The following is a 21735-nucleotide window of genomic DNA, read 5'->3' as shown; positions in this document are numbered from 1 at the left end:
GTCGTCAACTACAGCCAACCGGAGCGCTTGAAGCGGCGGTAGATGTAGAGGCAGAGCCCGCCGATCACCGCGACGCAGATCGGATAGCCGTACGTCCACGTGAGCTCCGGCATGTGCTCGAAGTTCATGCCGTAGATTCCGGCGATCGCGGTCGGCACGGCGAAGATCGTGGCACCGGCCGTGAGCTTGCGCATGTCCTCGTTCTGCTGCACGCTCAGCTGCGCCAGGTGGGCCTGCAGCGCGTTGTCGAGCAGGTGGTCGATCGAGTCGATGGCTTCCGCGGCGCGGGAGAGGTGGTCACCGATGTCGCGGAAATACGGCCGCGCGTCCTCGGGCATCGAACCCTGCGCGAACCGCATGATCGGCTCCTTGAGCGGCAGCACCGCGCGGCGGAACTCCAGCGTCTCGCGCTTGAGCCGATAGATCCGGGTCGAGTCGTTGGACCGCTCCGCCGAGAACACGGAGGACTCGACCTCCTGGACGTCGATCTCGAGCTCTCTGGCGACCGCTTCGTAGTGATCCACGATGTTGTCGACGACGGCGTACAGCGCAGCGGTCGGCCCGTGCGAGAGCGGCTCGATCATGGCCTCCGCGGCGCGACGAGCCTCCTTGAGCGTCGGGCCGCCGTGGCGCACCGTCAGCAGGAAGTTGCGGCCAAGGAAGATGTTGACCTCGTGCGTACGGATGTCGTCGTCGCTGTAGGCCACCGTGCGGATCGACATGAACAGGTGGTCCTCGTATCGCTCGACCTTGGGCCGCTGATGTGCCTCCAGAGCGTCCTCGACGGCGAGCGGGTGCAGACGGAGCGACTCCGCAACGCGATGCATCTCGTCGGTGGTGGGGTTGCCGATGCCGATCCAGAGGAAGTCGTCCTCACCGAGGCCGGCCAGAGCGGCGTCGAGCGAGTGCTTGTCATCCTTGGTCGATTCACGAATTCCGTCGCGATAGACCGCGCAGTCGATGATCACGACGTCATTCTGCCCCCGGTCTCAACGGGTGACGCCGTCGACAGGCCGCAGCCAGCCAGCCGATACGCTCGCCTCATGCGCAGCTGGTCACGTCCCGATGTCCCGTCCTTGGGCGATCTCGGACTCGGTGAGGGGCCAGTCGTACGCGTCCACGACACCGCTTCGGGTGAGGTACGCCCGAGCGACCCCAGCGGCTCGGCCCGGATGTACGTCTGCGGCATCACGCCGTACGACGCGACCCACATGGGTCACGCCTCGACCTACCTCGCGTTCGACCTGCTCCAGCGTGCGTGGCTCGACCGTGGGCTCGACGTCGACTACACGCAGAACGTGACTGATGTCGACGACCCGCTGATCGAACGGGCGCAGGCGACCGGCGTCGAGTGGTCCGACCTCGCCGCACGGGAGATCGAGCTGTTCCGCCAGGACATGACAGCGCTGCGCATCATCCCGCCGGCCAGCTACGTCGGCGCGGTCGAGACGATCGACCTCGTCGTGGACCTCATCGACAAGCTGGACCGGGCCGGATCGGTCTACCAGGTCGATGACGACCTCTACTTCGACGTGCACGCCGACGCCGGCTTCGGCAGCGTGTCCGGACTCGACGAGGCCGAGATGCTCCGGATCTTCCCCGAGCGCGGGGGAGACCCCGATCGCCCCGGCAAGAAGCACCCCCTGGACTGTCTGCTGTGGCAGGCGGAGCGACCCGGTGAGCCGTCGTGGGAGACCCGCCTCGGCACGGGCCGGCCCGGCTGGCACGTCGAGTGCGCGGCGATCGCCTTGGAGCACCTCGGCGTCAGGTTCGACGTCCAGGGTGGTGGATCCGACCTCGTCTTCCCGCATCACGAGATGTCGGCGTCCGAGGCCACGGTCGTGACGCACGAGCCGTTCGCTGATGCGTACGTCCACGCCGGCATGGTCGGCTTCGAGGGCGAGAAGATGTCGAAGTCCAAGGGCAACCTCGTGCTGGTCTCGCAGCTTCGGGCCGACGGCCGCGACCCGATGGCGATCCGTCTGGCCTTGCTGGCGCACCACTACCGCAGCGACTGGGAGTGGTTCGACGACGAGATCACCCAGGCTGAAGTCCGGCTCGCGACGTGGCGTGACGCCGTCAGCCGTACGCTCGCCCCTTCGGGCACCGAGGTGCTGCAGGCCGTACGCGCCGCTCTGGCCGACGACCTCGACGCACCCGCGGCGCTTGCCGCGATCGATGCGTGGGCAGCTGACGACTCCGCCGCCGACCCTCAGGCCGGCCGCACCGTACGCACTGCGGTCGACGCGCTGCTCGGCGTCGCGTTGTGATGCGTCGCCCATCAGAGGAGCAGCTCAACATCCTGCGGTGGGCCATCACAGCTGTCATGGCCGTGGTCTACATGTTCACCGGCTTCGGGCCAGCTCTCGTGGTCGGCGTCATCGTGTTCTGGCTGCCGAGCCTCCTCAAGGTGGGCACCTCGTTCCGCGAAGGGCTCCGCGGACCGCGCTGAGCGTGACGCTCGGTCGTCCGCCGCGGCGTGTCGCCGCGCAAACGTCACTCCCAGCGAGCGTCTACTCCGGGTCGTCGCTGCGGCGGCGCAGGTAGCGCTCGAACTCACGCGCGATCGCATCGCCGGAGGCTTCCGGCAGGTCACTCGTGTCGCGTTCGTTTTCGAGCGCCTCGACGTACTCGGCGATCTCCTCGTCACGGGACGTGAGGTCCTCTGCTCCGCGCTGCCAGGCATCGGTCATCTCGACGAGTACGCCCTGGGGGAGCGGCAGGCCCATGGCGTCCTCGATCGCGCCGAGCAGGGCCAGCGTGGCCTTGGGGCACGGCGGCTCGGCGAGGTAGTGGGGGACCGCTGCCCACAGCGAAGCCGAGGCGATGCCCTCCTGCGACGCCATCTCGTTGAGCACCGACGTGATGCCGACGGGACCTGAGTACGTCGAGGGGAGCAGCGACATGCGCTCCATCAGCACGGGATCCGTCGTCGAGCCACTGACCGGCACGGGGCGCGTGTGCGGCGAGTCCGCCAGCAGCGCGCCCAGCGTGATCAGCTCGGTGACCCCGGCCAGCTTGGCGACACCGAGCACCGTCGAGCAGAACGCCTTCCAGCGGAAGTTGGGCTCGGGCGCTCGGAGCAGCAGCACGTCGCGCTCGCCGCGTTTGGGGCGCGCGTGATAGATCATCGGGGCCGGCCAGGTGATCAGCCGGTCGCCGTCGTCGCCGTTGTGCACCTGCGGCCGGTGCACCTGGAAGTCGTAGTAGTCCTCAGGGTCCAGCTCGATCAGCAGCTCGGCGTCCCATTCCTCGATGAGGTGGTCAACCGTGCCGGATGCGGCATCGGCGGCGTCGTTCCACCCCTCGAAGGCGGCCACCATCCACGGGTCTCTGAGCTGCGGGATGCTGGGTTCTGCGGTCACTCCTTCAGCCTAGCCCCGCAGCACGTACGCCGAGGGGACAGGCCGAAGGAGGTCGCGCGGCTTATTCGTTCTCCGTGCGGTAGCCGAGGTTGGGCGACAGCCACTTCTCGGCCTCGTCGACGCTCCAGCCCTTGCGCTCGGCGTAGTCCTCGACCTGGTCGCGGCCGATGCGCCCGAGCACGAAGTACTGCGACTCCGGGTGTGAGAAGTAGAGACCGCTGACCGCGGCACCCGGCCACATCGCCATGCTCTCGGTGAGCTCGATGCCGGTGTTGGCCTCGACGTCGAGCAGCTCCCAGATCGTCTGCTTCTCGGTGTGTTCCGGGCACGCGGGATAGCCCGGCGCCGGACGGATGCCGGCGTAGGACTCCTTGATGAGCTCCTCGTTGCTGAGGGCCTCGTTGGGCGCATGCGCCCAGAACTCCTTGCGTACGCGCTCATGGAGGCGCTCGGCGAAGGCCTCGGCGAGGCGGTCGGCGAGTGACTCCAGCAGGATCGCGCTGTAGTCGTCGAGCTCCTTCTTGAACGCCATGATCCGGTCGGTGATGCCGATGCCGGCCGTGACCGCGAACGCGCCGACGTAGTCACGCAGGCCGGAGTCCTTGGGCGCCACGAAGTCGGCGAGCGACTTGCGGGCAGATCCCTCGCGCCCCTCGGTCTGCTGGCGGAGGTGGTGCAGCACCGCCTTGACCTCGGTGCGCGTCTCGTCGGTGTAGATCTCGGTGTCGTCGCCGGCGACCTGGTTGGCCGGGAACAGCCCGAACACACCGTTGGCGCGGATCCACTTCTCCTCGATGACCCGGTCGAGCATGACCTGCGCATCCTCGTAGAGCTTGCGCGCGGCCTCACCACTCGTCGGGTTGTTGAGGATGTCGGGGTAGCGACCCTTCATCTCCCAGGCGTTGAAGAACGGCTGCCAGTCGATGTAGGGGCGCAGCTCCTCGAGCGAGTAGTCCGTGAACGTCTTGACGAACTGCGTCGGCCCACCTGACGCGTGGTAGTCGTCAGTGTGCGCGTCACGCACCTGCTGCGTCAGCATGCGTGGGCGCGGCGGGGTGTAGCCGCTCCAGTCGATCGGCGCCGCCTTCGCGCGGGCCGAGGCGATCGGCAGCAGCTTGCGGGTGTCCTGACGCGCAGCGTGACGCTCGCGCAGCTCGGCGTAGTCGGCCTCGGTCTCGGCCAACAGCTTGGGTCGCTGCTCGTCAGAGAGCAGGGCCGCGACCACGGGTACGGAGCGCGACGCGTCCTTCACCCAGATGACCGGACCGTGATACTTCTGCGAGACCTTGACGGCCGTGTGTGCGCGCGACGTCGTGGCACCACCGATCATGAGCGGGATGTCGAAGCCCTGGCGCTCCATCTCGGCGGCGAAGTTGACCATTTCGTCGAGCGACGGCGTGATGAGCCCGGAGAGCCCGATGACGTCGGCGCCCTCCTCCTTGGCCGCGTCGAGGATCTTCTGGGCTGGCACCATGACACCGAGGTCGACGACGTCGTAGTTGTTGCACTGCAGCACGACGCCGACGATGTTCTTGCCGATGTCGTGCACGTCGCCCTTGACGGTGGCCATGACGACCTTGCCGTTGCTGCGCTCGACGTCTCCGGGTTGCTTCTCGGCTTCGATGAACGGGATGAGGTAGGCGACGGCCTTCTTCATGACACGCGCCGACTTCACGACCTGGGGGAGGAACATCTTGCCCTCGCCGAACAGGTCGCCGACGACGTTCATGCCGTCCATCAGCGGGCCCTCGATGACCTCGATCGGGCGGCCGCCACGCTCGGAGATCAGCTTGCGGAGCTCCTCGGTGTCGGACTCGGCGAACTCGTCGATGCCCTTGACGAGCGCGTGGGTGATCCGCTCACCGACGGGCAGCGAGCGCCACTCCTCGGATGCGACCTCCTTGACCGAGCCGTCGCCGGCGAAGTCGGCGGCGATCTCGAGCAGTCGCTCGGTCGAGTCTGGCCGCCGGTTGAGGATGACGTCCTCGATGCGGTCGCGCAGCAGCTCGGGCACCTCGTCGTAGACCTCGAGGGCACCGGCGTTGACGATTCCCATGTCCATGCCGGCGTTGATCGCGTGATAGAGGAACACCGCGTGGATCGCCTCGCGCACGGGGTTGTTGCCCCGGAACGAGAACGACACGTTGGAGACGCCGCCGGAGACCAGCGCGCCGGGCAGGTTCTGCTTGATCCAGCGCGTGGCCTCGATGAAGTCGACGCCGTAGTTGGCGTGCTCCTCGATGCCGGTCGCGACGGCGAACACGTTGGGGTCGAAGATGATGTCCTCGGGCGGGAACCCGACCTCGTTGACCAGGATGTCGTACGCCCGCTGGCAGATCTGCTTGCGGCGCTCGAGGTTGTCGGCCTGGCCCTCCTCGTCGAAGGCCATGACGACGACGGCCGCACCGTACTTGCGGCACAGACGCGCTTCGCGGACGAACTTCTCCTCGCCCTCCTTCATGGAGATCGAGTTGACGATCGACTTGCCCTGGACGCACTTGAGCCCGGCCTCGATGACGTCCCACTTCGAGGAGTCGATCATGGTCGGTACGCGACAGATGTCGGGCTCGGTGGCCACGAGCTTGGTGAAGCGGTCCATGGCCGCGACGCCGTCGATCATGCCCTCGTCCATGTTGATGTCGATGACCTGCGCGCCGGCCTCGACCTGCTGGCGGGCGACCGCGAGCGCGGCGGTGTAGTCGCCGGCCTTGATCAGGTTGCGGAACCGTGCGGAGCCGGTGATGTTGGTCCGCTCACCGACGTTGACGAAGAGCGTGTCCTCGACGACGGTCACGGGCTCGAGGCCCGACAGCCGGAGTGCCGGGCTCGCCTCGACGGGCGTGCGCGGAGCCTTGCCCTCGACCGCCTGGGCGATCGCGGCGATGTGCGCCGGTGTGGTGCCACAGCAACCACCGACGAGGTTGACGAAGCCGCTGTCCGCGAACTCCTCGATGATCGCCGCGGTCTGGTCCGGCTCCTCGTCGTACTCTCCGAACGCGTTCGGGAGTCCTGCGTTGGGATAGCAGCTGACGTACGTGTCGGCGATGCGGGCCATCTCGGCGATGTAGGGCCTCATCTCCTTGGCGCCGAGCGCGCAGTTGAGGCCGACCAGGAGCGGGTTGACGTGCCGGACGGAGTGCCAGAACGCCTCGGTCACCTGGCCCGAGAGCGTACGCCCGGAGGCGTCCGTGATCGTGCCGGAGATGATGACGGGCCAGCGCCGGTCGTACTCCTCGAAGATCGTCTCGACCGCGAAGATCGCCGCCTTGGCGTTGAGCGTGTCGAAGATCGTCTCGATGAAGATGACGTCGGAGCCGCCGTCGACCAGGCCCTTGGCCGCGGTCTTGTAGGCCTCGACGAGCTGGTCGTAGGTCACGTTGCGGGCACCGGGGTCGTTGACGTCGGGCGAGATCGACGCCGTACGTGTCGTGGGTCCGAGCGCGCCGGCGACGTAGCGCGGCTTGTCGGGCGTGCGCTCGGTCATCGCGTCGCACTCGCGCCTGGCCAGCCGTGCGGACTCGTAGTTGAGCTCGTAGGAGAGCTCTTCCATGCCGTAGTCGCCGAGCGAGATCTCCTGCGCGTTGAACGTGTTGGTCTCGATCATGTCCGCGCCGGCCTCGAGGTACTCGCGGTGGATGCCGGCGATGATGTCGGGCTGGGTCAGCGTCAGGAGGTCGTTGTTGCCCTGGACGTCGGACGGCCAGTCGGCGAACCGTTCGCCGCGATAGCCCGCCTCGTCGGGGCGATCACGCTGGATCGCCGTACCCATCGCGCCGTCCAGCACCATGATCCGGCTCTGCAACAGCTCGGTCAGGGCAGACGTGGCGTCAGGACGAAGGTTGGGGGTGTGAGACACAAGCAATCCTCGAGGAGTTGATCGGTAGGAATGCTGGGGAGCTCCAGCCGGCGGCGGGCTCGCCTGGGCCTCGGGAGCTCCCGAACCATGTGCAGTCAGTATCTCACGATCGGCAAGGTCGTGTCGGAAGGCTGCCCCGCGTGGACGCAGTTGCTCAGAGGGACGCCAGCCGCCCCCTTTGGGTATGGTCGATGCGACGGTGACTAGCACAACTGGGGGAAAGCATGGTCGACCGCGAAACGGGTCCGTTCGAGTACTACAACGAGCTGCACGCCGGGGTCACTGGTGACAGCATCCGGGCGGATGCCGAAGATCCGGGACTCAACGCCGGCACCATAGAAGCCCTGGCAGGCGAGCTCGAGGGTGATTCCGTCAGGGTGGCCAACAGCCTCGACGGCGACATCACGACAGCCGTCCGGGCCAACGTCGAAACCGCTACAGCCGCAGCCAAGGCCCTCGCGATGAAGGGCCACTACGCGGTGGGACTGATCAACAGCTACGCGGACATGGTCGACACGTTCGACACCGAGGTCAGCGCGATCAACCACCAGTACCGCGTGGACCTCGCGTCGGCCCTGCGCTATGCCGGTCAGGCAGCAGCGGAGACCGAGACCGAGGACGACGACGCCAGTGCCACCGCAGGCGTGATCGGCCCGCGCATCAAGGCCAACCTGACCCCTCGCTACCAGCGCGCCGTGGGCAAGCTGGACGACGACGCCGACACCATCGCGACCAAGTTCCGTCAAGGCCCGACGACCGAGAACGTACGCGAGCTCATCCGGGCCGGGTTGATCCCGCTGACGGCGGCGGGATTCTGGCCGGACCTGAAGCTGACCGAGGACGACAAGCTGCAGTACTACCGCAACACGATCGGGAAGCTGTCGGACGAGGAGCAGCTCGCGTGGATCCTCGCGCACAAGGACGACCTGCCGGCGGGCCTCGGCGATGTCATCTCGCCGGCCGTCCAGGAGCAGATCGCCGATCGTGTCGCCGACGACATCGAGAATCCTCAGGACATCGACAACGAGACCGTAGCCCTGATGGCTTTCCTCCAGGGCGCAGCACCATTCGCCGAGCGCCTCTACAGCCGCGTGACGCCTCAGGAGATGAGCGACGCGATCGTCGAGCTCAACTACCAGGTCTTCGGTGCCGGCGAGCACGACGACGGCAGCGCTCGACAGCTCAACGGTCCGCCCCAGCTGGAGCTGTACGACACGTTCATGAACGCAGCCGGCGTCACCCTGGCGACCTACAGCCGATCCGACTCCGTCGATGGCAACGCCCTGGCCGACGACTGGTTCAGGTCCATCACTGACGAAGACCACCCGCAGAACGCGGCAGCACTCACCCTGCTGATCCGCGAAGGCGGCGAGTCCGGAGCCAACTACGACCCGGACTTCATCGACAAGCTCAGCAGCGACGTCCTCGACTGGGAACGCAAGGGCGATGGTCCCGTGTGGGGCCCGCTCAACGGCGCGGAAGGGACGTGGATCCGCGATCCCGACAAGGTCGAGATCACCGAGTTCGTCAACGAGAACGGCGATCCGGTCTACACCGTCTCCGGCGGACTGGCGACCGACGGCATGGCCAACCTCCTCGCCGGCATGGGCTCGTCTCCCGAGGGCGCGCAGCGATTCTTCATGGACTCGGACGGTCAGGTCGACGAGGATCGGCTCGAGTACCTCATGCTCCACCGGACGTTCTCGGACTCCGTCGACAGCGACGAGGGCGATGGCCTCGGCGAGGCCCTCCAGGCGGCCACGATCGGCGGCACCGAGGGCAAGTCCGGCGACTACACCGACGAGGAAGCCGCGCGCCTGGCGACCGACGTGTTCCAGATGATTGCCGACAACAGTGGCACCGGCGACCACGACAAGCTGGGCACTGCCGACGCCGGAGGCCCGCTCGACGGTGACATGGACAACGAGTGGCACGTCTGGGAGGACATGACCGACAGCCTGGGCGCCATCGGAGCGGGCTACGCCGACGACATCTACTCCACGGTCAGCGGTGCCACCGGCTCCGGGCGAGTGCTCGACATCAGTGAGTCCGATCTCCTGCGGGTGGTCGGCGAGATCGGCCACTCCGACTCCAAGGTCGGGCTCGAGACTCTCCTCGCCGGTGTGGCACGTGCCGGCATCGATCACGAGGTCGGTGGTCCGCTGGGCAACTTCGTGAACGCTCAAGGCAACGGCCCGATCGACATGACTGCGTTCCGTGACAGCGGGGTCAACCTCAACACCGCCAACATCGGCGACGTGCTCGGCACCCTGGTCAACGCGTCGGACGACGTCTACAACGACGAGGCGATGGCCGAGAAGACGCGCAACGCGTACGTCGCCAAGGCCTTCGAGATCGGTACCAGCTTCATCCCGGGTGCCGGCAAGATCGCGCCTGAGCTGGCCGACAGCCTCCAGACGGCGGTCGACCTCGGCAAGGGCGAGCTGATCAAGGCGGTGCAGAACCAGATCACGAGCACGCCGTCGGCCGCGGGGGGTGACTACCGCACGTCGGTCGAGGACAGCCTTCGCTACGCGCTCGGCAACGAGCTGCTGCAGCGGGGACTGCTGGGCGAGCAGCCCAACCCAGGCGGGCAGCCCGACCCGTTCCCCGGCGTCGACCGGTCGATCCTGACCACCACCGCGACGGGTCAGCGGGTGTTCAACCCCGACCTGTTCCTCGACCGCACCTCCGTCACCAACGATCAGTGGGACCAGTTCTTCAACAGCAACCCCTACAAGGACATGAACGACCTCAACGAGGAGATGGCCAACGCCTTCGACCGGGAGCTCAACAGCGAGCGAGAGCCGACCCAGGGATGATCCCGATCCCTTTCCGGGCTGGGCTGATGGTCCTTGCGTCAGCCGCCTTGCTGCTCGGCGCCTGCGACGGCGGGTCGCAGGAGTCGCCGCCAACCCCCACGCCGACTCCGACCGAGGTCGACGGCGCCTACTGCGGGCTGGTGACGACCAGCCTCATCACGCCGGTGCTGGGTGACGACGTGAAGGTCAAGGCACCGAACCTGGTCTCGGCGGCGCCAGGCACCGGTTCGGTCGAGTGCCGGATGTCGGCCAACACCACCGGAGTGTCCTACATCACGGTGGTCGCCGACCCCGACACCGGCAGCCCGACCCCCAAGAAGGTCGATCAGCGGTCGGATGGATGCCGACCCGTCACGGTCAAGGGATGGGGGCCGGTCACCGCCTGCTGGCGCGACAAGTGGGTCAGCATCGCGGCCTACCCGCCCACGGAAGGACGCTTCCTCAGCATCGCCGTGCGCCTCGATGAGCCGGGTGCCGAGCGCAAGGCCACGGACGGGCAGCTGCAGGAGATGACCGATCTCGGCGTCCGCGTGGCCGAGGACGTGAACAACAACCTCGACCGCTTCTGACCGACGACTCGGCCTGTTCTACGGTGGTTGGGTGACTCAATACGCAGCCGTCCTGTGGGATCTCGACGGCACCATCGTCGACACCGAGCCGCTGTGGATGGCCGCCGAGCACGCTCTGGCCGCGGAGCACGGGAAGATCTGGACCGAGGAGGACGGCCTCGCGCTGGTCGGCAACTCCTTGATCAAGTCCGGCCACTACATCCGCGAGAAGCTCGAGATCGAGATGTCGGCCGAGGACGTCGTCGACTACCTCGTCCACCAGCTCGCCTCGGCCCTGTCCGACCACATCGAGTGGCGACCCGGAGCCCGCGAGCTCATCGAGGCGCTCGACTCCGCAGGCGTGCCGCAGGCGCTCGTCACGATGTCGTACGCGCCGATCGCCGACCCGGTGGCCGCGTCGCTGCCGTTCAAGGCCGTCGTCACGGGCGACATCGTCTCGCGGCCCAAGCCGTATGCCGACCCGTACCTGCTGGCGGCGGAGCTGCTCGGCGTCGACGCCGAGGACTGCCTCGCGATCGAGGACTCCGGCACCGGTGCCGCCTCGGCCAATGCCGCCGGCTGCGACGTGCTCGTGGTGCCGCACTTCGTCAATGTCGACGAGGCGGAACGCCGGGTCCAGATCCCGACACTCGAGGGCGTCAAGCCGGATGACCTCGACCCCCTGTTCGTCTAGCGGTTGAACAGACCGCTGAGGAAGCCCTTCCTGCGGTGCCACCCGTGCTGCTCGAGGAACGTGAACAGCGGTTCCTTGATGCGCTTCGTCGAGAACGAGTAGGTCACCGGTGCCACCGAGACGCCGTCGTCGGTCTTGTTGACGCCGCCGAACTCGAAGCTGAACTCCTTGCGGGTGCTCTTGCCGGAGAAGAAGCTCTTCTCGAAACCGGCTCCTTCAGCGTCGACCGATCCGGCGGTCTCGGTGTGGAGCTCGTTGAAGTCGAAGGTGCCTTTGTCGACGTCGAACGTCACGGTGATGCGGAAGTCCTTGTCGATCGAGGTGATCTCGTCGGGATAGAGCGAGGTCGCCTTGACGATGTCCCACGTGCCGACGATCGTGTCGCCCTCGGCGGCGAACGAGAACGGTTCGCCCGGGTCGTTGAGCCTCGGGACTGCGGCGAGGACTTCGGCCAGAGGTGTTGTCATGTCCAGACGGTAGTGGGCTCTCAGGACGCCTGTGGCACGTTCACGATCTCGAACAGCGGCATCTCCGGGGGAGTGCCACCGAACTCGGGGCACAGCGCCTTGTGCGCGCACCAGCCACAGAGCCCGCTCTTGCGTGGCGGGAAGTCGCGCAGCTCGATCGCTCGCTCGATGGCCTCCCACAGGGCCACGAGCTTGCGCTCCGTCGCCAGCAGCTCCTGCTCATCCGGTTCGTAGGTCAGGAACGAACCGTCGCCGAAGTACATGAGCTGCAGCAGCGTCGGGATGACACCGCGGGTGCGCCAGATGACCAGAGCGTAGAACCGCATCTGGAACATCGCCTTGTCCTCGAACCGAGGATTGGGTGATCTTCCCGACTTGTAGTCCACCACTCTGATGCGACCGTCGGGCGCGATGTCGATGCGGTCGACGATGCCGGCGAACGTGACGCCGGACTCGAGCTCGTAGCCGACCCGCTCCTCACGCGACGCGGGCTCGAGCCAGCGCGGGTCCTCCATGTCGAAGTACGTGCGCAGGAGGTCGACGGCCGATGCCAGCCAGGCGGTCTCATCGGCGGCCTGGTCGGCGGTGAACAGCTCGGCGAGCCGAGGCTCCTCGGCGCGCAGCTTGTCCCACTCGCCGGGCAGCAGCTCGACGGCCCGGTCGAGCGTACGACCGGGGGCCGGCTCGCCGAAGAGGTCCTCGAGCACGGCGTGCACCAGCGTGCCTCGCACCATGACCGGGTCGGCCGGTTCGGGCAACCTGTCGATCGTGCGGAACCGATAGAGCAGCGGGCAGTTCTGGAAGTCGCCGGCACGGCTCGGTGACAGCGACCGGCGCACGGTCAGCGGGGTGTCGGAGTCGTCCATGCCAGCACAGTAGTTCGGCCCACCGACGAATCGAATCACGCCACGCAACCCGATAGGTTGTCTCGGTGAGCTCACCCCCGCAGCCCGGCACGTGGCGCCTCGGCCGCCTGGCCGGCGTCGACCTGCTGATCCGGCCGTCCCTGCTGATCATGGGCGTCGCGCTGGTGGTGCTGTTCGCCTCGCGGTTCGAGGACCGCACCGACTCCAATCCGTACGTCCTCGCGACGGCATTCGTGCTGGCGCTCTACGTCTCGGTGCTGATCCACGAGCTCGCGCACGTCGCGGTGGCCCGCGGGTTCCGCATGCGCGTCCACTCCGTCACGTTGCACCTGTTCGGCGGCGAGACGCTGATCGAGGGGGAGAGCCGCACCCCTTGGCAGGAGCTGTCGGTCTCGATCGCCGGCCCGCTGTCGTCGCTGGCGATCGGCCTCGCCTGCTTCGCCGTCGAACCCGCCCTCGACGGCACGTCTGCCGACGTCGTGCGCGCGGTCGCCCAGGTCAACATCCTCGTGGCGATCTTCAACATGCTGCCGGGCCTGCCGCTCGACGGTGGACGGGTGTTCCGGGCCATCATCTGGCAGGTCACCGGTCGCGAAGAGGTCGGCATCCGCATCGCTGCGTGGCTCGGCCGCCTCACCGCCGTCGCGGTCGTGGTGTACGCCTTCACGCGCACCGACGAGCCGACCTTCGGGATCGACGTCGTCATCGCCGTCCTGATCGCGTGGTTCCTGTGGCAGGGCGCCGGCGATGCCCTCAGCCACGCCGGACGCTCCGCGCGGATCAACTCCCTCGACGCGCGGAGCATCGGGTTCCCCGGAGCAACCCCACCTCCCAACGCCGAACAGCTCTCGGTCGACCTCCACGGCGCCGAGCTGCTCAAGGCCATGGCCGCGCGACCCGCCGAGGCGTACGCGCTGGTCGAGGCCGATGGAACGATCTACGGCGTGCTCACTGCCCGAGCCGTCGACGAGGCCTACAGAGCAGGACGACGATGACCTCCTTCATGCGCAGCGGACCCCTGGAGCCCGGCGAGTGGGTACGCCTGACCGACCCCAAGGGCCGCAAGCACAACGTGCAGCTCGAGGCCGGCACGGCGTTCTCGACCAAGAAGGGCCAGATCAGCCACGACGACATGATCGGCCACCCCGAGGGGATCGTCATCGAGTCGTCGATGGGCGCGCCCTATCAGGTGTTCCGGCCGCTGCTGTTCGAGTACGTCGTATCGATGCCGCGCGGTGTCGCGATCATCTATCCCAAGGACGCCGCGCAGATCGTCACCCAAGCCGACATCTATCCCGGTGCCCGCGTCGTCGAGGCCGGGGCCGGGTCCGGCAGCCTCACGTCATACCTGCTGCGCGCGATCGGGCCGCAGGGCACGCTCGGCTCCTACGAGATCCGTGAGGACTTCGCCGAGAACGTGGTGCGCAACGTGCACCAGGTCGCCGGCCCCAACCCGCCCGGCTGGACGCTCACGGTGGGAGACGTGCGCGAGGTCATCACCGAGACGGAGATCGACCGTCTGATCCTCGACATGGTCGACCCGTGGACCTGCATCCCGCTCGCTGCCGACCGACTCGTGCCGGGCGGAATCCTCTGCGCTTATGTCGCGACCACGACCCAGCTCTCGCGCTTCGTCGAGACCGTACGGGAGCAGGGCGGGTTCACCGAGCCCCGCGCCTGGGAGACCTTGGAGCGCGACTGGCACCTCGAAGGCCTCGCCGTCCGCCCCGACCACAAGATGAACGGCCACACCGCGTTCCTCGTGACCGCCCGCAGGATGGCACCCGGACAGACCTCGCTGGAGAAGTCGCGGCGGCCGGCACCCGGCGCGTACGGCCCGGACTATCACGGCCCGCGGCCGGCCGGCTTCGTCGCCGAATAGACCCTCGCTCACAAAGTCATCCAAAAGACACTCTTGCTGTGTCTGAGATGACAACCGCATCCATGGCGTTGACGGGTAGGGTCAGGTGTACGAGCAGGAGGTGGCCATGACCGACAACGAGTCCATCCAGTCGAGCGAATCCCAGCAGGAGCTCGCCTACTTGCGCGCGGAGGTCGAGCACCTCAGGCGCCGACTCGGGTCCGAAGGATCCACCGACTCGCGGCTCTCCGAGCTCGAGGCCAAGCTGGCTGCGACCAGCTCGCAGAACGAGCGCCTGACGTCGACGCTGCGCGAGGCGCGCGACCAGATCGTGACGCTCAAGGAAGAGGTCGACCGGCTGGCGCAGCCGCCGACTGGCTTCGGCACGTTCCTGCAGCGCAACGACGACGAGTCCGTCGACGTGTTCACCGGCGGCCGCAAGCTGCGCGTCAACGTCAGCCCGTCGGTCGACAAGGAAGCCCTGCAGAAGGGCCAGGAAGTCATCCTCAACGAGGCCATGAACGTCGTCATGGCGCTCGACTTCGAGCTCGTCGGCGAGGTCGTCTCGCTCAAGGAGATCCTGGCCGACAACGAGCGCGCTTTGGTCATGGGCAACGCCGACGAGGAGCGCATCGTGCGGCTCGCCGAGTCCCTCGAGGGCATCAAGCTGCGTCCCGGCGACTCGTTGCTGCTCGACTCCCGGTCGGGCTACGTCTACGAGCGCATCCCCAAGAGCGAGGTCGAGGACCTGGTGCTCGAAGAGGTGCCGGACATCGACTACGAGTCGATCGGCGGCCTGCGCCAGCAGATCGAGTCGATCCGCGACGCCGTCGAGCTGCCCTACCTGCACCCCGAGATCTTCATCGAGCACGAGCTCAAGCCGCCCAAGGGCGTGCTGCTCTACGGCCCTCCGGGCTGCGGCAAGACGATGATCGCCAAGGCGGTCGCGGCGTCGCTGGCCAAGAAGGTCTCGGAGCGCACGGGTGAGGAAGGCCGTTCCTACTTCCTCAACATCAAGGGCCCGGAGCTGCTCAACAAGTACGTCGGCGAGACCGAGCGGCACATCCGCCTGGTGTTCCAGCGTGCGCGCGAGAAGGCCAGCGAGGGCACCCCGGTCATCGTGTTCTTCGACGAGATGGACTCGCTGTTCCGCACCCGCGGCTCCGGTGTCTCCTCCGACGTCGAGAACACGATCGTCCCGCAGCTCCTGAGCGAGATCGACGGCGTCGAGGGCCTGGAGAACGTCCTGGTCATCGGCGCCTCCAACCGCGAGGACATGATCGATCCGGCGATCCTGCGACCCGGCCGCCTCGACGTCAAGATCAAGATCGAGCGTCCCGACGCGGAGTCGGCGACCGACATCTTCAGCAAGTACCTCACTGCCGGCCTGCCGCTGCACGCGGACGACCTGGCCGAGTGGAGCGGCGACCGCCAGGCCTGCGTGACGGGCATGATCCAGCGCACGGTCGAGCGTATGTACACCGAGTCCGAGGACAACCAGTTCCTCGAGGTCACGTACGCCAACGGCGACAAGGAAGTCCTCTACTTCAAGGACTTCAACTCCGGAGCGATGATCCAGAACATCGTCGACCGGGCCAAGAAGATGGCGATCAAGGACCTGCTCGAGCACGGTCAGCGCGGCCTGCGGGTGCAGCACCTGCTGCAGGCCTGCCTCGACGAGTTCAAGGAGAACGAGGACCTGCCCAACACGACCAACCCCGACGACTGGGCGCGGATCTCGGGCAAGAAGGGTGAGCGCATCGTGTTCATCCGCACCCTCATCTCCGGCAAGAGCGGCAACGAGCCGGGCCGGTCGATCGACACCGTCGCCAACACCGGTCAGTACCTCTGACCGAGCTGTCCGCTGAACCACCCGCAGTGAGCCTTGAGCTGCGCGCGGCGACCTACGACAGCGCCGACGCGCAGCTCCTCACCGCCGAGGTGCAGGCGGAGTACGTGCGGCGTTACGGCGGCGAGGGCGACACGGCGCCGGTCGACACGTCCGAGTTCGACGGACCCCACGGCCGGTTCTTCATGGTCTACGTCGATGACGCGCCGGCGGCCATGGGTGGCTGGCGCCGCCACGAGCCGCTCGCCGAGTGGGACGACGCCGAGATCAAGCGCATGTACGTACGCCCGGCGTTTCAGCGTCGCGGACTGGCGCGCCTGATCCTCGCCGAGCTGGAGCGGACCGCCGTCGAAACCGGCGTCACCCGGTTGATCCTCGAGACCGGGCTGGAGCAACCCGAGGCGATCGCCATGTATCGCTCGGCGGGCTATCGCGACATACCGGCGTTCGGCTACTACGCCGAGGCCGAGCTCAGCGTGCACCTCGGCAAGGTGCTCATCTGACGACGGACTCCTCGACGATCTCAGCGGCTACGGCCGCGTCGACCGAGTCGTCATGGACGTACTTCTTGCCCTGAAGCATCGAGGCGATCGCGGCGATGACCGACATCAGGGCCGCTGCGGTGAACACCACGATGAGCCCATGGTGGAACGGCTCGGAGATGAGGTGCGGGAAGAACGTCTTCCCGGTCAGAGTGTCAGCGTTGGCCTTCGGGATGGTCCCGAGTGCGCCGGACGGCCCGAGGAGACTCTCGATCGGGTTGTAGCCGAGGAATGCCGCGAACAGCGATCCGACGGGCGGCAGGTTGCCGATCTGCTCTGCCGTCGCATGGGGCACGTGCTGAGCCGTGAGACCGTCAGTGAGTGCCCGGGGGAGCGCATTCGCCAGGCCGACGATCATCAGCGAGAAGAACAGGCCGATGGACAGCGACGTCCCGGAGTTGAAGAACGTGCCGCGCATGCCTGACGCCGTACCGCGCTGGCGTGCCGGGACGCTGTTCATGATCGACGACGTGTTGGGCGCCGAGAAGAGCCCGGAGCCGACCCCGTTGAGCAGGATGAGCAGCGCGAACATCCAGTAGTGGAAGTCGGTCGGGATCAGCAGCAGGCCGACGAACGTCGCCGCGACGAGCAGCATGCCGCCGCCGGCGAACCAACGGGCGCCGTAGCGGTCGGAGAGCGCCCCCGAGATCGGGCCAGCGGCAAGGAAGCCGACGGTCAGCGGCAGGAGATAGATGCCGGCCCACAGCGGGGTGGACTCGAAGTCGTACCCGTGAAGGGGGAGCCAAATTCCCTGGAGCCAGATGATGAGCATGAACTGCATGCCGCCACGCGCGATCGAGGCAAGCAGCCCGGCGAAGTTGCCGGCGCTGAAGGCCCGGATCCTGAACAAGCTCATGTCGAACATCGGATCCGCGACCCGGGTCTCGATGATGCAGAACGCCCCGAGCAGGACCGTCCCACCAATCAGTCCGAGAAGCACCCACGGGTTGAGCCACCCCATGGTGTGCCCGCCGTAGGGCTGGATGCCGTACGTGATCGCGGCGAGGACAGCGGAGAGCCCGACGGCGAAGGTCAGGTTGCCCGGGATGTCGAGCTTGCCGGGGCGCCTCTCGCCCAGCTCCTGCAACGACTTCCAGGACCACACCGCGCCGAGGACGCCGAACGGGACGCTGACCCAGAACACCGCACGCCAGTGCCACTCGGACAGGAGTCCGCCGATGACGAGGCCGAGGAAGGACCCGGCAATGGCCGAGACCTGGTTGATGCCGAGCGCCATGCCGCGCTGCGTGGCTGGGAAGGCGTCGGCCAGGATCGCCGTCGAGTTCGCGAACAGCATGGCGCCTCCGATGCCCTGTAGGACGCGCCACAGGATCAACCACATGGCTCCGGCGCCGACGTCGAGAGGATCGAGCGCCGTCGCGACCGAAGAGATCGCGAAGACGATGAAGCCGAGGTTGTAGATCTTCACACGGCCATACATGTCGCCGAGGCGGCCGAATGTCACGACGAACACCGCAGACACGAGCAGGAATCCCATGAGCAGCCACAGCAGATAGCCGACGTTGCCGGGCTCGAGGGGATTGAGGTGCAGGCCACGGAAGATCGCCGGCAGGGAGATGATCACGATCGACGAGTTGATCGTCACCATCAGGACGCCCAGCGTCGTGTTGGAGAGCGCGATCCATCGGTAGTGCGGGTGATCGCGTCCCCAGCGACTCGTGGTCCTGCTCGATGCTCCGACGCTCACTCAGACCTCCAGATGGTTGCGTTGCGCAACTACCACCTTAGCGGTCTCCGAATCCGTTCACGAGCTCGCGCTCGCCGATGAGACCAAAGACGCATCGCGACGGGACCGGCTCGCCGACCTGAGCGCCACGATCACTCCGACCGCCGAGACGCCCATGCCGACCAATCCAGCACGCGAGAGCTGATCGCCGAACATCAGGGCTGCCCAGACCATCGTGGTCGGGGGTGTGAGGTAGAGCAGGGTGCTGGCGTGGGTGGCCCCTTGCGTACGACTGACGAACAGATACGTCCCGTAGCCCCCGAAGCTCGAGAGCAGGACGACCCACGCGATGGCGACCCAGAATGCCGGGGGAGTCGGAGAGCCCGCAGTCCCCTCGAGGAGTGCCAGCAACCAGAACGCCCCGGCGGCGGCGATCGTCTGGACCGTGATCGAGGCCAGCACCGACTCCTTGGGCCGCCATCGCTGCTGGAGCACCGTGCCCAGCGAGAGCGAGAGCATCCCGGCGAACGGGAGGCCGTACGCCCACCACGGCGCGTTGCCCGACTCGAGGTCGCCGCCGACCACCAGCAGCACACCCGTGAGGCCCAGGCCGAGTCCCAGCAACTGCGCGATGCGTGCGCGCTCGGCCAGCACGAGCGCCGCCAGGGCGATGACCACCAAGGGCTGCATCGAGGCGACCAGGGCAGACGTGCCCGACGGCACGCCGAGGCCGACGCCACTCACCGTCATGCCCAGGTAGGCCGCTTGGCACAGGAGACCGAGCACCACCTGCCGGCGGATGCCGGACCGGTCGATGTGTTCCCGCCGCCACACGCACAGTGCGACGAGGATCCCTCCGGCGACGAGATAGCGCCAGGCGAGCAGGGCCGAGGCGGGTGCCTGGCGCGTGCCGAGCTCGGCCCCGATGAAACCAGAGCTCCACAAGACGACGAGCGCGATGGATGGCAGGACCCGCGAGCGTTGATCTGTCGGCATGCCGTCACAGAAACATACCGGTCGGTATACTTGCAGTGTAGTAACCGAAGGAGTTCGTATGACCACTGTCACCCAGCCGACCATGACTCCCACCGCGCACCGCATCCTCGACACCGCAGCTGGGCTGTTCTACGAACACGGGCTGCGAGCCGTCGGGGTCGAGCGCATCGCCGAAGAGGCCGAGACGACGAAGAAGACGATCTACGACCGGTTCGGGTCCAAGGACGGCCTCATCACGGCCTACCTGCGGCAGCGGTGCGACCGGTGGCACGACTACGCGACGGCCTACGTCGAGGAGCACCAGCCTGTGCCGGGCCCGGACCGGGTCCTGGCGGTGCTCGACGCGCTGGGCAGCTGGATGGCGGTCAACTCCCGCGGGTGCGGGTTCGTCAACGCGTACGCCGAGCTGGCCGGCACGGGGCACGATGGCCTGCCGATCATCGCCGAGGAGAAGATCTGGACCCGCGACTACTACATCGGGCTCATCGGCGAGCTGGACATCCCGGACGCCGAGCGCCGGGGCCGCGAGGTCGCTCTGGTGCACGAGGGCGCCATCGTGCAGCTCACCGCCGGCGCGCAGCCCGAAGCGATGGCCGATGCCCGCGCCCTGGTCGGCCGCCTCGTCGCAGACGGTGTCACCGCGCGTGACGCCACCCCGGGGACCGTAGGCTGGGCGCATGACAGTGAGGCGCGTGCAGGGGAGTGAGGTCGAGTACGGCATCGCGGTGCAGGGCCAGCCGCACGCCAACCCGATGGTCGCGTCGACGCACGTCGTCAACTCGTACGCCGCAGCGCACGGGCTGACCCGCAGGGCGCGGTGGGACTTCGAGGAGGAGAACCCGCTGCGTGACGCCCGGGGGTTCGACCTGAGTCGTGAGGTCGCCGACCCGTCGCAGCTGACCGACGAGGACATGGGCCTCGCCAACATCATCCTGACCAACGGCGCCCGGCTCTACGTCGACCACGCGCACCCGGAGTACTCGAGCCCCGAGGTCACGAACCCGCTCGACGTCGTGTTGTGGGAGAAGGCCGGCGAGAACGTCATGCGCCTGGGTGCCGAGCTCGCGGCCAAGATTCCCGGCACCGCGCCGATCGTGCTCTACAAGAACAACGTCGACAACAAGGGCGCCTCCTATGGGGCGCACGAGAACTACCTCATGCGCCGCGACGTGCCGTTCGACCAGATCGTCGAGCACCTCACGCCGTTCTTCGTGTCCCGCCAGGTGTTCACGGGCGCCGGCCGCGTCGGTCAGAAGCAGGACGGCAGCGTCCACGCGTTCCAGATCAGCCAGCGCGCCGACTACTTCGAGGTCGGTGTTGGGCTCGAGACGACGCTCAAGCGGCCCATCATCAACACCCGCGACGAGCCGCACGCCGACCCCAAGAAGTATCGCCGGCTGCATGTCATCATCGGCGACGCCAACTGCTCCGAGACCGCGATCTACCTCAAGCACGGCACCACGTCGATCGTCCTCGCGATGATCGAGGCGGGCTTCCTGACCCGCAGCCTCGCCCTGTCGGCGCCGGTCACCGCGCTGCACGACATCTCGTACGATCCGACGCTGACGCAGAAGGTCGAGCTCGAGGACGGCCGCACCGTCACGGCGCTCGAGCTGCAGGGGGAGTACCTCCGCCTCGCCAAGGAGTTCGTCGCCCGCGAGGGATCCGACGAGCAGACCGACGACGTCCTGCGCCGGTGGGAGAGCGTGCTGGACCGGCTCGCCCGCGACCCGATGGAGTGCGTCCGCGAGCTCGACTGGGTCGCCAAGCTCGCGCTCCTCGAGCGCTATCGCGAGCGCGACGGCCTCGACTGGGATCACGCCAAGCTGCACCTCGTCGACGTCCAGTACCACGACATCCGGCTGCACAAGGGGCTCTATCACCAGCTCATCCGCACCAACCGCATGGACCGGCTGCTGACCGACGACCAGATCGCCGCCACCGTCACCGACCCGCCGCGCGACACCAGGGCCTACTTCCGCGGCATGTGCCTCGCGAAGTTCTCCAAGGACATCGCCGCCGCGTCGTGGGACTCGGTGATCTTCGACCTGCCCGGCCAGGACTCCCTGCAGCGCATCCCGACGATGGAACCGCTGCGTGGCACCGCCGAGCACGTCGGTCGGCTCTTCGAGACCAGCAACACCGCCAGCGAGCTGTTCGCCGCCATCACAGGGCGATGACG

The 21735-nt window shown here is 67.4% G+C and carries 18 protein-coding genes; 11 read left to right on the top strand and 7 right to left on the bottom strand.

Annotated elements, in window-relative coordinates; translation table 11 throughout:
• Positions 1-8: 8 nt before the first annotated feature.
• Positions 9-968: a magnesium/cobalt transporter CorA gene (gene corA, locus ESP70_RS01460; RefSeq protein ID WP_149687606.1), complete on the bottom strand. Its 960-nt coding sequence runs from the start codon at positions 966-968 to the stop codon at positions 9-11.
• 75 nt (positions 969-1043) lie between these two features.
• Here corA and mshC point away from each other — a divergent pair, with 75 nt between their 5' ends.
• Both mshC and ESP70_RS01450 read left to right on the top strand, forming a co-directional pair.
• A complete protein-coding gene (mshC, locus tag ESP70_RS01455) occupies positions 1044-2270 on the top strand; it encodes a cysteine--1-D-myo-inosityl 2-amino-2-deoxy-alpha-D-glucopyranoside ligase (RefSeq protein WP_149687605.1) in 1227 nt (408 codons plus the stop codon).
• Entirely contained in the window at positions 2270-2452 is a 183-nt protein-coding gene (locus tag ESP70_RS01450) for a hypothetical protein (RefSeq protein WP_149687604.1), read from the top strand. Before mshC ends, ESP70_RS01450 begins: the two co-directional genes overlap by 1 nt.
• 61 nt (positions 2453-2513) lie before the next feature.
• Here ESP70_RS01450 and ESP70_RS01445 read toward each other — a convergent pair whose 3' ends face one another.
• Together ESP70_RS01445 and metH are read right to left on the bottom strand one after the other, a co-directional pair.
• Positions 2514-3365 (bottom strand): PAC2 family protein, encoded by an 852-nt coding sequence (locus tag ESP70_RS01445; RefSeq protein ID WP_235503580.1) that lies wholly within the window; start codon positions 3363-3365, stop codon positions 2514-2516.
• Positions 3366-3426: 61 nt separating this feature from the next.
• Positions 3427-7221, bottom strand: a complete 3795-nt coding sequence (gene metH / locus ESP70_RS01440; RefSeq protein WP_149687603.1) for a methionine synthase — start codon at positions 7219-7221, stop codon at positions 3427-3429.
• Positions 7222-7445: 224 nt separating this feature from the next.
• On the opposite strand from metH, the gene ESP70_RS01435 reads away from it, so the two are divergent.
• Genes ESP70_RS01435 through ESP70_RS01425 form a run of 3 tightly spaced genes read left to right on the top strand, consistent with a single transcriptional unit; the run spans position 7446 to position 11285 of the window.
• Positions 7446-10043: a hypothetical protein gene (locus ESP70_RS01435; protein ID WP_149687602.1), complete on the top strand. Its 2598-nt coding sequence runs from the start codon at positions 7446-7448 to the stop codon at positions 10041-10043.
• A gap of 26 nt (positions 10044-10069) precedes the next feature.
• Complete coding sequence (locus tag ESP70_RS01430; RefSeq protein WP_149687601.1) at positions 10070-10612, top strand: hypothetical protein; 543 nt, start codon at positions 10070-10072, stop codon at positions 10610-10612.
• A 31-nt stretch (positions 10613-10643) separates the two neighbouring features.
• The gene (locus ESP70_RS01425) at positions 10644-11285 is read left to right on the top strand and encodes an HAD family hydrolase (protein ID WP_149687600.1); all 642 of its coding nucleotides are present in this window, start codon (positions 10644-10646) and stop codon (positions 11283-11285) included.
• Here the strand turns inward: ESP70_RS01425 and ESP70_RS01420 are convergent.
• Complete coding sequence (locus tag ESP70_RS01420; protein WP_149687599.1) at positions 11282-11752, bottom strand: hypothetical protein; 471 nt, start codon at positions 11750-11752, stop codon at positions 11282-11284. The two genes, ESP70_RS01425 and ESP70_RS01420, sit on opposite strands and share 4 nt — an antisense overlap.
• Before the next feature lie 20 nt (positions 11753-11772).
• Complete coding sequence (locus ESP70_RS01415; RefSeq protein WP_149687598.1) at positions 11773-12618, bottom strand: RecB family exonuclease; 846 nt, start codon at positions 12616-12618, stop codon at positions 11773-11775.
• A 65-nt stretch (positions 12619-12683) separates the two neighbouring features.
• On the opposite strand from ESP70_RS01415, the gene ESP70_RS01410 reads away from it, so the two are divergent.
• From ESP70_RS01410 to ESP70_RS01395, 4 genes are all read left to right on the top strand, one after another.
• Entirely contained in the window at positions 12684-13613 is a 930-nt protein-coding gene (locus ESP70_RS01410; protein WP_149687597.1) for a site-2 protease family protein, read from the top strand.
• Positions 13610-14500: a tRNA (adenine-N1)-methyltransferase gene (locus ESP70_RS01405; RefSeq protein WP_149687596.1), complete on the top strand. Its 891-nt coding sequence runs from the start codon at positions 13610-13612 to the stop codon at positions 14498-14500. The genes ESP70_RS01410 and ESP70_RS01405 overlap by 4 nt, the downstream gene beginning before the upstream one ends.
• Before the next feature lie 106 nt (positions 14501-14606).
• Positions 14607-16331, top strand: coding sequence for a proteasome ATPase (gene arc / locus ESP70_RS01400; protein ID WP_149687595.1), 1725 nt, complete (start codon positions 14607-14609; stop codon positions 16329-16331).
• Between the two features lie 26 nt (positions 16332-16357).
• The gene (locus ESP70_RS01395) at positions 16358-16831 is read left to right on the top strand and encodes a GNAT family N-acetyltransferase (RefSeq protein WP_223148580.1); all 474 of its coding nucleotides are present in this window, start codon (positions 16358-16360) and stop codon (positions 16829-16831) included.
• Here the strand turns inward: ESP70_RS01395 and ESP70_RS01390 are convergent.
• On the bottom strand, positions 16824-18578 hold the full coding sequence (locus tag ESP70_RS01390; protein ID WP_246161734.1) for an MFS transporter: 1755 nt from the start codon (positions 18576-18578) through the stop codon (positions 16824-16826). The genes ESP70_RS01395 and ESP70_RS01390 overlap by 8 nt on opposite strands.
• 57 nt (positions 18579-18635) lie before the next feature.
• Positions 18636-19553, bottom strand: a complete 918-nt coding sequence (locus ESP70_RS01385) for a DMT family transporter (RefSeq protein ID WP_149687594.1) — start codon at positions 19551-19553, stop codon at positions 18636-18638.
• Between the two features lie 58 nt (positions 19554-19611).
• Between ESP70_RS01385 and ESP70_RS01380 the strand changes: the two genes are divergently transcribed.
• Positions 19612-20259, top strand: coding sequence for a TetR/AcrR family transcriptional regulator (locus ESP70_RS01380; RefSeq protein ID WP_188110432.1), 648 nt, complete (start codon positions 19612-19614; stop codon positions 20257-20259).
• Positions 20231-21733 carry a depupylase/deamidase Dop gene (gene dop / locus ESP70_RS01375; protein WP_149687592.1) on the top strand — a complete coding sequence of 501 codons (1503 nt, stop codon included), beginning with the start codon at positions 20231-20233 and terminating at the stop codon, positions 21731-21733. Before ESP70_RS01380 ends, dop begins: the two co-directional genes overlap by 29 nt.
• The last annotated feature ends 2 nt before the right edge of the window (positions 21734-21735 follow it).

Origin of the sequence: Aeromicrobium ginsengisoli (assembly GCF_004134905.2) — a bacterium.
Classification (GTDB): Bacteria; Actinomycetota; Actinomycetes; order Propionibacteriales; family Nocardioidaceae; genus Aeromicrobium; species Aeromicrobium ginsengisoli.
This window is presented reverse-complemented; position numbering and strand designations above follow the sequence as displayed.